General features: G+C 68.1%; 14 protein-coding genes. 11 read left to right on the top strand and 3 right to left on the bottom strand.

The features are described from left to right. The first annotated feature begins 61 nt into the window (after nucleotides 1–61). The 11 genes from U0C82_RS06320 to U0C82_RS06370 all read left to right on the top strand — a co-directional run bounded on the left by U0C82_RS06320 (nucleotide 62) and on the right by U0C82_RS06370 (nucleotide 9811). Nucleotides 62–571, top strand: coding sequence for a TRAP transporter small permease (locus U0C82_RS06320; protein ID WP_322186231.1), 510 nt, complete (start codon nucleotides 62–64; stop codon nucleotides 569–571). Beyond that, nucleotides 564–2528, top strand: a complete 1965-nt coding sequence (locus U0C82_RS06325; RefSeq protein WP_322186232.1) for an aconitate hydratase — start codon at nucleotides 564–566, stop codon at nucleotides 2526–2528. The genes U0C82_RS06320 and U0C82_RS06325 overlap by 8 nt, the downstream gene beginning before the upstream one ends. Continuing rightward, nucleotides 2525–3451, top strand: a complete 927-nt coding sequence (locus U0C82_RS06330; protein ID WP_322186233.1) for a hydroxymethylglutaryl-CoA lyase — start codon at nucleotides 2525–2527, stop codon at nucleotides 3449–3451. The genes U0C82_RS06325 and U0C82_RS06330 overlap by 4 nt, the downstream gene beginning before the upstream one ends. An 87-nt stretch (nucleotides 3452–3538) precedes the next feature. Next, nucleotides 3539–4078: a sigma-70 family RNA polymerase sigma factor gene (locus U0C82_RS06335; RefSeq protein ID WP_322186234.1), complete on the top strand. Its 540-nt coding sequence runs from the start codon at nucleotides 3539–3541 to the stop codon at nucleotides 4076–4078. Continuing rightward, nucleotides 4068–4838, top strand: a complete 771-nt coding sequence (locus U0C82_RS06340) for an anti-sigma factor family protein (protein WP_322186235.1) — start codon at nucleotides 4068–4070, stop codon at nucleotides 4836–4838. Before U0C82_RS06335 ends, U0C82_RS06340 begins: the two co-directional genes overlap by 11 nt. Nucleotides 4839–4902: 64 nt before the next feature. After that, nucleotides 4903–5625 carry a Bax inhibitor-1/YccA family protein gene (locus tag U0C82_RS06345; protein WP_322186236.1) on the top strand — a complete coding sequence of 241 codons (723 nt, stop codon included), beginning with the start codon at nucleotides 4903–4905 and terminating at the stop codon, nucleotides 5623–5625. Nucleotides 5626–5675: 50 nt separating this feature from the next. After that, nucleotides 5676–6245, top strand: a complete 570-nt coding sequence (locus U0C82_RS06350; protein ID WP_322186237.1) for a DUF2076 domain-containing protein — start codon at nucleotides 5676–5678, stop codon at nucleotides 6243–6245. A gap of 15 nt (nucleotides 6246–6260) precedes the next feature. After that, entirely contained in the window at nucleotides 6261–6446 is a 186-nt protein-coding gene (locus U0C82_RS06355; RefSeq protein ID WP_322186238.1) for a hypothetical protein, read from the top strand. Nucleotides 6447–6615: 169 nt separating this feature from the next. Beyond that, complete coding sequence (locus U0C82_RS06360; RefSeq protein WP_322186239.1) at nucleotides 6616–7227, top strand: DedA family protein; 612 nt, start codon at nucleotides 6616–6618, stop codon at nucleotides 7225–7227. 170 nt (nucleotides 7228–7397) lie between these two features. Further along, nucleotides 7398–8768 (top strand): hemolysin family protein, encoded by a 1371-nt coding sequence (locus U0C82_RS06365; protein WP_322186240.1) that lies wholly within the window; start codon nucleotides 7398–7400, stop codon nucleotides 8766–8768. Next, nucleotides 8765–9811 carry a CNNM domain-containing protein gene (locus tag U0C82_RS06370; protein ID WP_322186241.1) on the top strand — a complete coding sequence of 349 codons (1047 nt, stop codon included), beginning with the start codon at nucleotides 8765–8767 and terminating at the stop codon, nucleotides 9809–9811. Before U0C82_RS06365 ends, U0C82_RS06370 begins: the two co-directional genes overlap by 4 nt. 128 nt (nucleotides 9812–9939) lie before the next feature. On the opposite strand, the gene U0C82_RS06375 is transcribed toward U0C82_RS06370, so the two are convergent. From U0C82_RS06375 to U0C82_RS06385, 3 genes are read right to left on the bottom strand one after another with little or no spacing between them, the layout of a single operon-like run. Continuing rightward, a complete protein-coding gene (locus tag U0C82_RS06375; protein ID WP_322186242.1) occupies nucleotides 9940–11262 on the bottom strand; it encodes an HlyD family type I secretion periplasmic adaptor subunit in 1323 nt (440 codons plus the stop codon). Nucleotides 11263–11303: 41 nt separating this feature from the next. Then, a complete protein-coding gene (locus U0C82_RS06380) occupies nucleotides 11304–13871 on the bottom strand; it encodes a cadherin-like domain-containing protein (protein WP_322186243.1) in 2568 nt (855 codons plus the stop codon). Nucleotides 13872–13882: 11 nt separating this feature from the next. Beyond that, nucleotides 13883–15658, bottom strand: coding sequence for a type I secretion system permease/ATPase (locus U0C82_RS06385; protein ID WP_416186631.1), 1776 nt, complete (start codon nucleotides 15656–15658; stop codon nucleotides 13883–13885). Nucleotides 15659–15683: the final 25 nt, after the last annotated feature.

Genomic DNA, 15683 nt, shown 5'->3' on the forward strand with positions numbered 1-15683 from the left:
GCCGACCCTCCGGCCGGCCCGGCATTCTCGACTTTCTCGAAGGCGAACGGGATACCCCACGATGAAAACGGTTCCAGTCAAGCTCATCGATGCCGTCTCCTGGTGTCTGCAGGTCGGCGGGGTCGTCGCGCTCGCCTTCATGGCCGTGACGGTCACGTACGACGCGCTGATGCGCTACGTGTTCGCCGCGCCCACCTCCTGGAGCCTCGAGATCAACTCCTTTCTCGTCGTCTATCTCGCTTTGATGACGGCGGCGGACGTCGAGCGGCGCGGCGAGCACATCGGCATCACCCTCGTGAAGGATGCGGCAAGCCCGTCCGGCAAGCGCATCATCACCATTCTCGTCAGCCTTGTCGGGATCGGCTTCTGCGCGATTCTGGCCTATCGCGGCTGGCTGATGACGCATGATTCCTGGAGCTATGGCGAGCGGGTCTCCTCATCGTTCGGCACGCCCAACTGGATCCCCTACGCGATGCTGCCGATCGGCTTCACGATGCTCGGGCTGCAATTCCTCCTCAACATCTTCCGCCCTCACAAGGTGAGCGATGGCGAGGCGCAGGCCGTTGTCTGAGACCCTCGCCCGCAAGCTTCTCGCCGCCCATCTCGTGTCCGGACAATTGACCCCCGGGACGGAAATCGGGCTCCGCATGGAGCAGGTCCTCCTGCAGGACGTGCTCGGAACGCTCGTCATGCTCGAACTCGAGGCCATGGGCGTCACCCGCGTCTCGACCTCTCCCAGCGTCCAGTACATCGATCACGGCCTCGTCCAGTCCGACGAGATCAATGCGGACGCCCATCTCTTTCTGAAAAGCGCCTGCGAACGCTTCGGCGTCATCTATTCGGGCCCCGGGAACGGCATCAGCCACCCCGTCCACATGGAGCGGTTCGGCGTGCCCGGCGTCTCCCTCATCGGCTCCGACAGCCACACGGTCGCGGCCGGCTCGCTCGGCATGCTGGCGATCGGGGCCGGCGGCGTCGAGGTCGCCCTCGCCATGGCGGGCGAGCCTTTCTACATCACCGCGCCGCATGTTTTCGGCGTCGAACTCGTCGGCGAACTGCCCGACTGGGTCTCGGCCAAGGACGTGGTGCTGGAAATGCTGCGGCGCCACGGCACGTCCGGCGCCACCAACACGATCATCGAATATTACGGGCCTGGCCTTGCCTGCCTTTCGGCCATGGACCGGCACGTGATCGCCAATATGGGCGCGGAGCTCGGCGCGACGACGAGCGTGTTTCCGAGCGACGACGCGATCCGGCGCTTTCTGGAAGCACGCGGGCGGGGCGCCGATTTCAGGCCGTTTTCCGCGGACCCCGGCTGCAGCTACGACCGGCACGACCGGATCGATCTGTCCGCGCTCGAACCCCTGATCGCCAAGCCGCAGAGCCCGGGGAACGTGGTGCCGGTGTCGAGCGTCGCCGGCGAGCCGATCTATCAGGCCTATATCGGCTCCTCGGCCAATCCGGGCTATCGCGATTTCGCGGTGGTCGCGGACATCGTGTCCGGCAGTCGCGCGGCGGAAGGGGTCTCGCTCGACATCAACCCCTCGTCCCGGCAGGTGCTTCAGACGCTGGTCTCCGAACGCAAGCTCGGCAGCCTCGTCGCATCGGGCGCCCGGCTCCACCAGGCTGGTTGCAACGGCTGCATCGGCATGGGCCAGGCGCCGGCGTCGGGCAGGAATTCCATTCGCACCGTGCCGCGCAATTTCCCCGGGCGCTCGGGCACGCGCGAGGATTCGGTGTTTCTGGCAAGCCCGGAAACCTGCGCCGCCTCCGCCCTTTCGGGCGTCATCACCGATCCGCGCACCCTCGACCGCCCCTATCCCCGCATCGCGGAGCCGGATGCCATGCCGATGAACGCGGCCGGTTTCGTGTTTCCGCAGGCCGGTCGCCGCCCGGAACTCTACCGCACCCGGCACACGCCGCTCCTGCCGGACTTCGACGCCTATCCCGACCGGATCGAGGTGCCGGTGCTTCTCGCGCTCGAACACGACGTCTCGACCGACGACATCATTCCGGCGGGGCAGATCCTGCCGCTCTGGTCGAACGTCTTCGCCACCGCCGACCATGCCTTCGGGCAGGTGGACGAAACCTATGCGTCCCGCACGCGGCAGGCCGACACGGCGCGCAGCGGCCACGCCATCGTCGCGGGCAAGAATTACGGCCAGGGCTCGAGCCGCGAGAACGCCGCGCTCGTGCCGCGCATCATGGGGCTTCGCCTCGTCGTGGCGCAAAGCTTCGCGCGCATCCACTGGCAGAACCTTTCGAGCTTCGGCATCCTGCCGCTGGTCTTCGTCGACACCCCTTCGAGCCTCGCAATCGGCGACACGATCGTCGTCGAGGACATACGCGCCCAGCTCGAGGCGGGCGCCAGCGTCAGGGCGCAGGTTCGCCGAAAGGACGGAACCTTCGAGCCCCTCCACCTCCGCCACGATCTCAGCGAGCGTCAGGTGGACATCATGACCTGCGGCGGCGTGATCAACTGGATCGCCCGGCGCCGAGACAACAGCATGGAGCGGACAAGCGCATGATCGTCGCCAAGACCGGGTCCGTGACCCTTCTGGAGGTCGCGCCGCGCGACGGGTTCCAGTCGATCGCGGAACCTTTGCCGACGGCCGAGAAGATCGCCGTCATCGAGGATCTGGTGGCGAGCGGCGTGAGGCGGATGGAGCTCGGCTCCTTCGTCAGCCCGCGCGCCATCGCGCAGATGGCGGACATGGCCGACATCGCGGCGCACTTCAAGGACGTGCGCGGCTGCCGCATGTCGGTGCTGGTGCCGAACGCCAAGGGCGCGAGCCTTGCGCTTGCCGCCGGATATCCCGCCCTGGTCTTCGTCGTCTCGGTGTCGGAGGCGCACAACAAAGCCAACGTCAATCAGAGCGTCGCGCAATCGCTCGACCAGCTGCGCGCGATCGTTTCGCAAGCCGGCGATGCGGGCGAAGGCCTGCGCGTCGATTTCGGCACGTCCTTCGACTGCCCGTTCACCGGCACGGTTCCGCTCGATGACGTCAGGCGCGTCTTTGCCGAAGCGCTGGAGATTGCGCCGAAGGCGGAGTTCGCGCTGTGCGACACGACCGGCCGCGCCGACCCGATGATGGTCGCGCACCGCTTCGAAACCGTGATGGCCGATGCCGCGCCCGACACGGTCTGGGCGTTCCACGGTCACGACACGTTCGGCATGGGGGTCGCGAACGCGCTGTTCGCGCATTCCGTCGGCGTCGACATCATCGAAGGGGCGGCGGCCGGTCTCGGCGGCTGCCCGTTCGCACCCGGCGCGACCGGCAACACGGCGACGGAAGACCTGCATTTCGCGTTCGAGCAGGGCGGGGTCGCCACCGGCATCGATCGCGAAAGGCTGCTCGACGCCGCCGACCGGATCGCCGGACTGCCGGGCGCGAGGACGGCCAGCCACCTGCGCGGCGTGCCGAGGGCCCGCGCGCTGGCCGACCGCTGACGGCGCGGCACCCGACGCGAAGGCTCAAGGGCGGAAAAAAATTCGCGCGCGGATGGATGGATCGCCGCCGTCGTCCGTATACGGGACATGAGCGATCGCCGGAATGATAGAGACGTCGTTGGTTTGCTGGAGCCGCTGAGGCGGTATGCGCTGTCGCTGACGCGCGATCCGGCGGACGCGGAGGATCTCGTCCACGATGCCCTCGTGCGGGCCATGGAGCGACGCGACCAGTTCAAGGCCGGGCACAGCCTGCGGCCCTGGCTGATGTCGATCCTCCACAATCGGTTCGTTGACAAGGCGCGTGCGAGGCGCACCGAAGCCGTTCATCACGCCGACCTTGCCATACGCGAAGCCTCCGGACTGCCCGGAGACCAGGAGGGCGTGGTCCGGCTCGCCGACGTGCGGCGCTTCTTCACCATGCTTCCCGACGAGCAGCGCGCCGCGCTGCATCTCGTCACGGTCGAGGGCCTCTCCTACGAGGAAGCCGCCGGCGCCCTCGCCATTCCCGTCGGCACGCTCGTCTCGCGCCTGTCGCGGGCACGGGCGCGCCTGCGCGAACTGGAAGAGGGCGGGCCCGCCGACAATGTCGTCAACTTTCGAACCAAGGCAGGTCCGGATGCGCTCTGACCCGATCACCGAATTCGACCTGACGGCCTATGTCGACGACCAGCTCGGCGTCGATCGCCGGATCGAGGTGGAAAGCTATCTTGCCGAACGCCCGGCCGAGGCGGCCGGCATCATGGCGGACCTGCGCTCGCGCGACGAGCTTCGCCTCGCCCTTTCGAGGATGCCGGTTCCGGTCAGCGTGCGCACCAATGCGATGGCCGGGCGCCTGGAGCGGGCGCTTCGGCGCCGCGTCGTCATCCGGCGCCTTTCGCGCGCGGCCGTGTTGCTGCTCGTGGCGGGCGCCGCCTGGTACGCCCAGGACGATGTCAGGACGCTGGGGGTGAGGCCGAGCGTCGCCTCCGCGCCACCCCCCGGTTTCGTTCAGGACGCGATCCGCGCCCACGGCACCAGCATCGTGCGCGCCGCCATGATCTCGCAGCCCGAGATCGCCACCTACGATCCAGCCGAAATCCTGTCGGCGACCGCGATCCGCGTGCCCGCCCTTCCCGACGACTGGACGGTCCGGGACGTTCAGGTGTTCCCCTCGACCTACGGGCCGAGCCTCGAAATGGTTCTCGGCACGCCGGACCATGGCGACATCTCGCTGTTCGCCGCCCGGCCCGGCTATTTCGACGTCGACCCGGTCGGCACCGTGGTCGACGGCACCAGCACCGCAGCGTTCTGGCAGGTCGGCGAAGTCGCCTACGCGCTCGTCGCCAGCCAGCAATCCCGCGAAGCCCTCGAACGCACGGCGACGCGGATTTCCGACGACCTTCGCTGACGCGGAGGCATTCGATGAACACCGCCCGCAACCCGACACATTCCAACCCAAGGAGCATCCAGCGATGAACACACCCTTCCGCGGCTTCGGCGTCAACGCCGCACCGGCCCGGTCCCAGGCCCTCTTCGACGAGGGCCTGCGCCAGCACATGCTGCGCATCTACAACTATATGGGTCTCGGCCTCGTCATCACCGGCATCGTCGCCTTCGCCGTCGCCAACACGCCCGCACTCTACGTGCCGATCTTCAGCACACCCCTGAAATGGGTGGTGATGCTGGCGCCGCTCGCCTTCGTGATGGTCCTGTCCTTCCGCATCGAGCGCATGTCGTTCGGCACGGCGCAGATGCTGTTCTGGGCGTTCTGCGCCATCATGGGCCTGTCCATGGCCTCGATCTTCCTGGTGTTCACCGGGGCGAGCATCGCGCAGACCTTCTTCATCACCGCCACCGTCTTCGGATCGATGAGCCTTTACGGCTACACCACCAAGCGCGACCTTTCGCGCATGGGCTCGTTCCTGATCATGGGCCTGATCGGCGTCATCATCGCCAGCCTCGTGAACCTGTTTCTCGCCTCCAGCGCGCTGCAGTTCGCGATCTCGGTGATCGGCGTCCTCGTGTTCACCGGCCTCACCGCCTACGACACGCAGCGCATCAAGGAAGATTATTCCGAGCATTACGGCGCCGAGGCCGCCGGCAAGATGGCCGTCATGGCCGCGCTGTCGCTCTACCTGAACTTCATCAACCTCTTCCAGCTTCTCCTGAACCTCACCGGCCAGCGCGAGGAGTAGGAACGCCCGGCCTTTGCCAGCCCGACTTCAGAGACATGCGAGGACCCCCCATGGACCGCAACGAACAGACGATGATCCGAGACCTTTTCGGCAAGCTTTCGCAGGCCGAACAGACCGCGCCGCCGCGCGACCCGGAGGCCGACCGCTTCATCCGAGAAAGCGTCGAGAGCCAGCCCGGCGCGCCCTACTACATGGCCCAGACGATCATCGTGCAGGAGCAGGCGCTCGAGGCGGCGAAGGCCCGCATCGACGAACTCGAACGTCAGGGCTCGCGCCCCTTCGGCGGCCTCTTCGGCAACCGCTCGCGCTCCTCGTCCCCGCGCCCCTGGGGCAATCCGGACGACGGGCGATCCTCCGCAGCGGGCATGGGCGCGGGTGCGGGCGGTTACGGCCGGCCGGCCGCCGGGAGCGCTGCCCGCGGCGGCGGCTTCCTCGCAGGGGCCGCCCAGACGGCGATGGGCGTTGCCGGGGGCATGATGCTCGGCTCGATGCTGGGCGGCATGTTCGCCGGCGACGAAGCTGCGGCCGGCGAGATGGACGCCGGAGCGGGGGACATGGGCGCCGAGGAGATGGCGGCGGACGAGACGGCCGACTTCGGCGGCGATTTCGAGGATATCTGATCGGGCGCGCCGGGCATGACGGGAACCGCCCGGTTCCTCATCGCCCGGCGCGGCACACGCAAGACCGGTGGCATCGAGCGCTTCGCCGTGACCGCGAAACGGGACGGGGCCGGCCACGAGATCACGCTGACTGGCGGGCTTGTTCGGCAAGGGAACGGTGGCGGTGCCTGCCTGCTGTGCGCTCGGCGGGAATTATCCTGAGCCGTCGAGGACCGGCGTCGTCGGGCGCGGCCGGAATCGTTCCTTCGAGCCCGACCCTCCGACCTGCTTCTGCCGCCATCGACGGCCTCCAACTTCGGATCAAGACCTTTTCAAGGAAGCCTTTCTCGCCGACCTCGGCCGGATCATCCAGACCCACCAGGACTGGGCGTTGCCGATCGTCGCGCTCATCTGCCTCGGTGAATCTCTGGTTCTCGTCGGGCTCGTCATTCCAGCAACGGCCATCATGCTCCTGATCGGCGGGCTGGTCGGCTCCGGCATCCTCGACCCGGTGCCGGTCCTTGCCGGTGCCATTCTGGGCGCGATCGTCGGCGATATCGTCTCCTATCTCATCGGCCGCTGGCTCGGGCCCGGCATCGTCTACCGGCCCTGGCTGCGCCGCTACCGACCGGCGATCGCCCGCACCCGGCTGTTCTTCCGGACATACGGGTTTTCGGCGGTCTTTCTCGGCCGGTTCCTCGGCCCGATCCGCTCGACGGTGCCGCTCGTCGCCGGCATGATGGCGATGGCGCAGACGCCGTTCCAGACAGCCAATATCCTGTCCGCCGTCCTGTGGGCGCCGATGATGCTGGCGCCCGGCTATCTGGGGGCGCGCGGCGCCGACGAGGTCGGCGCGATGACGGGGCAAGGGTCCTTCGGCATTCTCGCTTTGGTCCTCGCCGTGACGATCGTCGCGACGCTTCTGGGCGGCAGGCGTCTTCTCTCAACGCGTCGTCCGCGCCGGCAACGCCCGTCCGCCACCCCGTCCGGCACGTCCGTCTGAACCACCATGCCTGCGCCGCCTCGCCGCGCGATCGCGCAACCGCACATCTAACGCCGCGTTCCGCGCGCATTCGAACGACACCTTCAAGCAGAAAGGCCTCGACCTTCCGTGGACCACATGCCCCGACCACGCCACCCGGCTTTGAGCTCTCCGCGAGCTGTGACCCGCTGATGGAACCGATCCTTCTCCTCTTCGTCGGCATCCTCATCATGCTCGCGATCATCGCGGCGAACGGCTATTTCGTGGCGCAGGAATTTGCCTACATGTCGGTCGACCGCACGCGGCTCGCCGCGCGGGCCGCCGAAGGCGACGTGGCGGCAAGCCGGGCGCTCGCCGTGACGAGGCGCACCAGCTTCATGCTGTCGGGCGCCCAGCTCGGCATCACCATCACCGGCCTCCTCGTCGGCTTCGTCGCCGAGCCGCTCGTCGGCAATTCGCTCGGCCTGATCCTCGGCGATGTGGGCGTTTCGCCCGGCGTGGGCATCGCGGCCGGCACGATCCTTGCCCTGGGCGCCGCCACGATCATCCAGATGATCTTCGGCGAACTTTATCCGAAGAACCTTGCCATCGCCAATCTTGAACCGCTCGCGCGCGGGCTTGCCGGTTCCACGCTTCTCTACCTTACCGTCTTCGGCTGGCTCATCGGCTTCTTCGACAAGTCCGCGAACCTCCTGCTGCGTTCGCTGCGCATCGAGCCCGTGCACGATCTCGACGTGAGTGCGTCCGCCGACGACCTGCCGCGGATCATCGAGGAATCGCGCGACAGCGGACATCTGCCCCACGAGCTCTCCTTGATGCTGGACCGGATCGTCGACTTTCCCCAGCGCGACGTGGAACATGCGATGATCCCGCGATCGCAGGTCGACTGGGTGAACCCCGAAACGACGCTCGACGAGGTCCGCGCGCTCATGGCGCGCGCCCACAGCCGCTATCCGGTCATCGAGGACGATACCCCCGTCGGCGTCGTGCATCTGGCCGATGTCCTGACCTATCTCGAGACGGGCCGGACAGACGAGCCCGTCGCGCTTGCCATGCGGCCCGCCACGGTGCTGCCGATGCAGATGCTCCTGCCCGATGCGCTCGCGCGCCTGTCGAACTCCGATGATCAGCTCGCCTGCATCATCGACGAATATGGCGGCTTTGCCGGCGTATTGACCCTCGAGGACCTCGCCATGGAAATCGTCGGCGAGATCACCGACGAGCACGATGTCGAGATCGGCGACGCCGTCGTGTCGAAGGGCGACGGCCTCTGGCTGATGGAAGGCGACGTGCATCTCGACGAGGTCGAGCGCACCATCGGCTACGATCTTCCGCGCGGCGATGTCGAGACCATGGCGGGCCTGCTCATCGCCGAGCGGGGCGCACTGCCGCAGGTCGGCGACACGGTATCCGTGGACCTGCCGATCGATCCGGCCGAGCTGATCTCGGACGAGCCGCTGCGGCGGCGCCTCGATGTCGAGGTGCTGCGCGTCGAACGCCACGTCCCGACTCAGCTGCGGGTGCGGCTCGTCGAAATCGCGATGACCGGAGACGAGGCATGACCGACCCGTTGATCGTCGCGCTCGCGACCGCCGCCTTCATCGCGCTCAGCGCGCTTTTCGTGATCATCGAGTTCGCCCTGTTGGGCGCCCGCCGCCACCGCCTCGAGGAACTGGCCACCAAGAGCCGCTCGGCGCGGGCAGCCCTTCGCGGCATGAACGATCTCACCTTGATGCTCGCGGGCGCACAGCTCGGCATCACCGTCTGCACCTTCGCCCTCGGCGCCATCACCAAGCCGGCCGTCGACGCCTGGCTCGGGCCGGTGTTCCTCGAATGGGGCCTGCCCGGCTGGGCCGCAGGCGCGACGGCGTTCGGCCTGTCGCTGTTCGTCGTCACCTTCCTGCATCTCGTCGTCGGCGAGATGGCCCCGAAATCCTGGGCCATCGCCAATCCCGAGCGCTCGGCCCTTGCCGTCGGCCTGATCTCGCGCGCCTATGTCTGGCCGATCCGCTGGCTTCTCGGCGGGGTGAACCGTCTTGCCAACCGGCTGGTGCGGGCAAGCGGCGTCGAGCCCGTCGAGAGCGCCGCCGTGGGCGGGCAGGACATTGAAACCATCCGCCAGCTCGTCGAGCATTCGGCCAAGGTCGGCACGCTGGAGCCGGAGATGCACCAGCAGATCTCGGGCCTCATCGACCTGTGGACCCTGCCCGTCGATGCCCTCGTCGCAAGGGACGTGAAGCCGACGCAGGTCACGGCGAGCGCGACCGTCGCGGAGGTGCGTGCGGCCGCCCGTGCGTCGGGGCACATGCGCATCCTGATGTTCGGCGCGGACGGCACGAGGCCCTCCGTCTCGCACGTGCGCGACACGCTTATGCTGCCGGAAGACCAGCCCGCGATCGAGAGCGCCCGGCCGGCCTTCACCCTGCCGGCGCAGACGCCCGTCTACGAAGCGCTGTCGCGCATGCGCGGCGCGAGCGTCCAGCTCGCCGTGGTGATGGACGGGGCCGAGGTGCGCGGCATCATCACTCTGGCCGACATCAGCATGCGCGTCCTTCCGGCCGAGACGGACACCCTGCGCGGCGCGATGGCGGCGAAGGCGGCCTGACGAGGACGGGCGGGCGCCGCCTTGCTCATACGAAGTCCGGTCGATCCCTTCGGGATGCCGGATTTCAGTCCGCTCAAGCGCCGCGCGGGCTTCGATCCCGGTTCCGGTCCGATCGACCGGACCCCGGATCACTCCTCCCGGAAGGACCGCATCATCTGGTCGCTGAACGGCTTGACCAGATAGGACAAAGCGGATCGGTCGCCGGTCTTGAAGAAGGCCTCCACCGGCATGCCGGGGACGAGAAGCTGCTCGTCCAGCGCCTCGGCCTCGTCGGTGATCGCGATGGTCGAGAGATAATAGGTCTGGCCGGTGGCCGGATCGAGGGTCGCGGCGGCGCCGACGATCCGGACCCGTCCGGCGATCTCGGGCGTGGTGCGCTGGTTGAAGGCCGAGAACCGCAGCTTCACGTCCTGGCCGACCATCACCTGGTCGATGTCCGTGGGGGCGAGCCGTGCCTCCACCACGAGTTCCTCGCCCTCCGGCACGATGCCCATCACGGTCTCGCCCGGCGAGATGACGCCGTTGACGGTGTGGATCTTCAGATCGTTGACGAAGCCGGAGATCGGGGCCCGCAGATCCATGCGCGACAGGCGGTCGCGCGCGGCCACGATGCGCTCGGACAGTTCCGCGACGCGGGCATCGACGTCGCGCAGCTCGCGCTGCGCATCGGTGCGAACCTGCTGGTCGAGTTCGATGATCTTCATCCGGGCTTCGCTGATCTGGCCCTTCACCCTTGCGATATCGGCCTCGATCTCGCCCTTCAACCCGTCGATCTTCGCCAGATCGCGTTCCATCGTGCGGGTTCGCGTGCTCTCGACGAGCTTGCGGTCGACCAGCGGCAGGAGACGGGCGAGGTCCTCGCCGATCATCGCCCGTTCGATGCCATTGGCATGGCGCTGGGATTCGAGGCCGCGCACCTCTTCGCCATGCTGCTCGATCTGGGACTGCAACTGGTCGCGCCGCGCTTCGCGGGTGGCGCGGTTGTTGGCGAACAGCCGGCGCTCCCCCTCGGCGATCGCGGCGGTGGGCGCGGCGCTCTCGAACCCTTTGTCGAACACGACCGCCTCGGCGCCGTCGCGTTCCGCGCGAAGCCGAGCCTGCCGGCCGACCAGTTCCGAAAGCTGGGAGGAGATCACTCCGAGTTCCGCCTTGGTCTGCGTCTCGTCGAGGCGGATCAACACGTCGCCGGCCTTCACGACATCGCCGTTGGCAACGAGGATCGCGCCGACGATGCCGCCGTCGCGATGCTGGATCTGCTTCACCTGCTTTTTCACCGCGACCTTTCCTTGCGCGATGATCGCACCCGAAAGGCTCGCCTGCGCGGCCCAACCGCCGCATCCCACGACAAGTGCGGTGGCCAGAAGCCCCGACAGGACGATCCGCGAGCGGATCCCGAATCGCTGGCTTGCCTCGACCGTCTTGCCCGCCCGTTCCGTCTTGCTGCCGTTCATCTCGTGTTCCTCCATGAAGTGTTGTGCGAAGCGACGCGCCGTCAGTCGTCGTCGCCGGCCAAGATGAAATCCCGTTCCGTCAGAAGGTGGCGGCCGTACAGGACGAGCTCGAATTCGCAATCGTCCGCCTCGTCGAGCTGTCCGGCCAGGACCGTGATCTGCTGCTCGCCGGCCTCCTTCGCGATGAATTCGTGCCGGAAGGTCAGGGCTCCGAGTTCCTCGGCGGCCGCCGAGGCGGCGCCGGCGAAGAACAGCTTCTGCGCGCCGAAATCGTCGAGGTCCCGGCCGAGGCGCGACAGGTCGATGCGGTCACCCACCGAAAAGTCCTGAATATGGTCGCGCGGGCCCCCGTTATTGGTCAGCGCGTCCAGGGTTCGGAAGACGAAGATGTCGTTGCCCGCGCCGCCGATCATGATGTTGACCTCGTCATTGGCCACCAGCCGGTCGTTGCCGTGGCCGCCGCGGACATTGTCGATCTCGATGAGGCAAGCCTCGCGCGTGCCGTCGATCATCACCCAGCCATCGGGCAGATCGACGGTCGAATCGAACACGATCTCCGACAGGTCCACGGTGTCCTCGCCGTCCCCGCCATCGACCGTGTCGATAACGCCGTCGGCCTCGAGAACGAAGCAATCGTCGCCTTCTCCGCCTTCGAGGATATCCATGCCATCGCCATCGGACAGCGTGTCGTCGCCTGCCCCGCCGACGAGGTGATCGTCGCCGCCGCCGCCATAAAGATCGTCGTCGCCCATGCCGCCATCGAGCATGTCGTTGCCGGCCCCGCCGTGCAGTCCGTCGCTCCCGGCCGCGCCGGCAAGGCTATCGTCGCCTTCGTTGCCGTGAAGGACGTCGTCGCCGTCACCGCCGTCGAGCGTGTCGTCGCCGGTACCGCCCTCAAGTTCGTCGTTCCCGGCCCCGCCGAGGAGGATATCGTCGCCCTCGTCGCCGCGCAGGACGTCGTTGCCGTCGCCGCCATCGAGCGCATCCGCGCCGGCCCCGCCGTGCAACCCGTCGTTCCCGGCCCCGCCGATCAGCACATCCTCGCCCGCATCGCCGTGGAGAAGGTCGTTTCCGTCGCCGCCGTCGAGCGTGTCGTTGCCCGCGCCGCCGATCAATACATCGTCGCCCGCACCGCCTTCGATCCTGTCGTCGCCCGCACCGCCGTCGATGACGTCCGACCCGGCGTCTCCGAAGAGGAGATCGTGGCCCGCACCGCCGTCGACCACATCGTCGCCATCGCCGCCATGCGCCTCGTCATCTCCGGTCCCGCCGTAAATGACGTCGTTTCCGGTATCGCCGAAGATGAGGTCGTCGCCCGCCTCGCCGAACAGCGTATCGTCACCGTCGCCGCCGAACAGGATATCGTTGCCCGCCCCGCCCCAGAGAACGTCGTCGCCATCGCCGCCCACCAGCCGGTCGCGGCCTTCGCCGCCATGAAGGACGTCATCGCCCTCCCGGCCGTAGGCCATGTCGTCGCCGCCGCGGGCATCGATCAGGTCGGCATAAGGCGTTCCGATCAGCACATCGTCCCCGTCGGTGCCGACGATGGCCTCCTTCTCGGGCAGGCGGATCTCCAGATGGGCGGTCTGGACGACCGGATCGGTGCCGTCGGTGACCTCATAGCGAAAGATCACCGCGCCGGTCTCATCGGTCGCAGGGGTGTAGAGCCAGCGGTCGAGACCGATCCGTTCCAGTCGGCCACCGCCATCGACTTCCAGATGGCGAACGATCAGCGTGTCGCCGTCGGGATCGCTCGCCCCGTCGAGGAGCTCGCCCATGGTGATGATGACCGACAGGTTGAGGAGGCCGTGGTCGAGATAGACCGGGCCCGTCAGGACCGGGCGTCGGTTCCCCCGCACCGGCGGGGACGCCTCGGGCTCGTCGTCCCCGTCGCCGGTCCCGGGCGAAGGGGCATAGGGGTCGCGGTCGTGCTGGGCCGGATTGTGGGTGTCGCCCGGCCTCGTCGCGTCGCCGGGCCTCGCGACGTCGCCGGGCATCCATGTGCCCTCGGGGGGAAATCCGGGGTCGCCGTTTGGTCCGACGGGGTTAAAGCTCGACGGCGGCAGGGTGTCGATGGCGAAATCGTCGAACGGCCGATTGTCGTTCGCCACCGGCCGGACCGCAGCCGGCGCGCCGGCAGAGCCGAGCCCCAAGAGCCGCGCCCCCTCGCCTGTTCCCGGGTCCTCGACCGGCAGCATCTTGGTCGCGCGCTCGAACACCGAGCGGTAGGGCTCGTCGCCGGCATCGGCGAAGGCGAACTGGGAAACGTCGAAGGCCGGCAAGGGCTTGCCCTTGGCGAGGGCGTCGAAATAGTCGGCGATGCGCACGACCTTGTCGAGATCGGCCGTGTCCGCCGGCTCGATCGGGGACGGCTCCGCCGCAACGGCGTCCGGGGCCGGACCGGGGTGCGGGGACGATTTCGGCTTCGCTGGCGCATCCGTCTCCTCGTCCTGAAAGAGCTGCCTGACGATGCCGACGAAGGCCACCACGAACAGCGGCAGAATGGCGAGGGAGTTGACGCGCGCGGCGTCGGCCGCCAGCGCGAAGCGCTGCTTGGGCGCGTTGGCGGCGTCCTGATCCGGAATTCCGAGTGTCAGCCTGTCGTCCATCGCCGCGCCCCCTAGACCTTCGATGCCGCGGCGACCGCGGCCGGCGCATAGCCGGTGCCGGTGCCGGTGGTCCCCATCGGACGCGCGGCGGGACGCGCCGGTTCGCGCAGGATCTCCTCCTTCGGCCCGAAGCCCACGAGCCGGCCGGCCTGGATGACGCCGACCATGTCGACCGCGGCAAGGGCGCTCGGGCGGTGGGCGACGACGATGGCGATGCCGCCGCGGGCGCGAAGGTCCGTCAGGGCTTGCGTCAGCGCCGCTTCGCCTTCGGCGTCGAGATTGGAGTTCGGCTCGTCGAGGACCACCAGGAAGGGATCGCCGTAAAGGGCCCGCGCAAGACCGATGCGCTGGCGCTGCCCGGCGGACAACGCGATGCCGTGCGGGCCGAGCTCGGTCTGGTAGCCGCCGTCGAGCCGGACGATCATGTCGTGGACGCCCGCCGCGCGTGCCGCGTGGACGATCTTGCGCGCATCGGCGTCCGGGTCGAAGCGCGCGATGTTCTCGGCGATCGAGCCGTCGAGCAGCGAGACGTCCTGCGGCAGGTAGCCGATATGGACGCCGAGCATGTCGGTCCGCCACTGGCCGAGTTCGGCATTGTCGAGCCGCACATTGCCCCTGAGCAGCGGCCAGACGCCGACAATGCCCTTGGCGAGCGAGGTCTTGCCGCCGCCGCTCGGTCCGATCAGGCCCAGCGCCTGGCCGGCGGTCAGCTCGAAGCTGACATCGCTGAGGAGAACGGTGCCGGTGCTCGGCGCGACCACGGTGGCGTTCTCGACCTTCAGGGACTTCGTCGGCGGCGGCAGGTCGAGAAGACGGGAATCGTCGTCCATGGCCGCCAGCGTTTCCTTCAGCCGCGCGAAGCTGCGGCGGGCGGCGACGACGCCCTTCCAGTTGCCGATCGCCATATCGACGGGGGCGAGCGCGCGAGCCGACGCGACGGAGGCGGCGATGATCGCTCCGGCGGTGAGGTCACCGACGATGGTCAGATAGGCGCCGAGGCCCAGAAGCGCCGACTGCAGCATCATGCGCAGCACCTTGGACAGGCCGCTGAACGAGCCGCTGATGTCGCTCGTGCGGGTCTGGAGGTCGAGATGGCGCGCATTGGCCTCGGCAAAGCGGGCCACGGCCCGGCCGCCGAACCCCATGGCGCGCAGGATGTCGGCGTTGCGGGCATGGGAATCGGCGAGATTGGCGCGCTGGATCGCCACGCGGTTCATCTCCGTGCTGCTGCGCTTGGTCATGAATTCGGTGATGAGGGTGAGCGCGATGAGAACGATCGCGCCGCCGATGGTCAGGAGCCCGAGCAGCGGATGCAGCAGGTAGACGAAGCCGATGAACAGGGGCATCCAGGGCAGGTCGAAGAGCGCGATCGGCGCCTGGCTGGCGACGAAGCCGCGAACCGTGTCGACGTCGCGCCCGCGCTCGAGGGCTTCGGAGGTCGAATAGCCGTAGCGCGGCATTTCGATCACCACCTGATGGGTCAGCGGCGCAAGCTTTGCGTCCATGCGCGCGCCGAACCGGACGAGGATCTGGGAGCGAAGCACGTCGAACATGCCCTGGAACAGGTAGAGCCCGATCGCCAGCGCCGAGAGCGCCACCAGGGTCGGCACGCTGCCGCTGGTGAGGGCCCGGTCGTAGATCTGCAGCATGTAGAAGGCGCCCGTCAGGGCGAGGAGGTTGATCACCCCGGACAGGCCGAGCAGGAAGATTGCCAGGCCGCGATAATTGCCGATGCGCTCCGACATGCTTGTCGGATTGGCGCGCGGGCGGCGTCGTTGAGCGCTCATGATGCGGTCCCCTCGATTGAAATCG

Origin of the sequence: Fulvimarina uroteuthidis (assembly GCF_034321785.1) — a bacterium.
In the GTDB taxonomy this organism is placed as follows: domain Bacteria; phylum Pseudomonadota; class Alphaproteobacteria; order Rhizobiales; family Rhizobiaceae; genus Fulvimarina; species Fulvimarina uroteuthidis.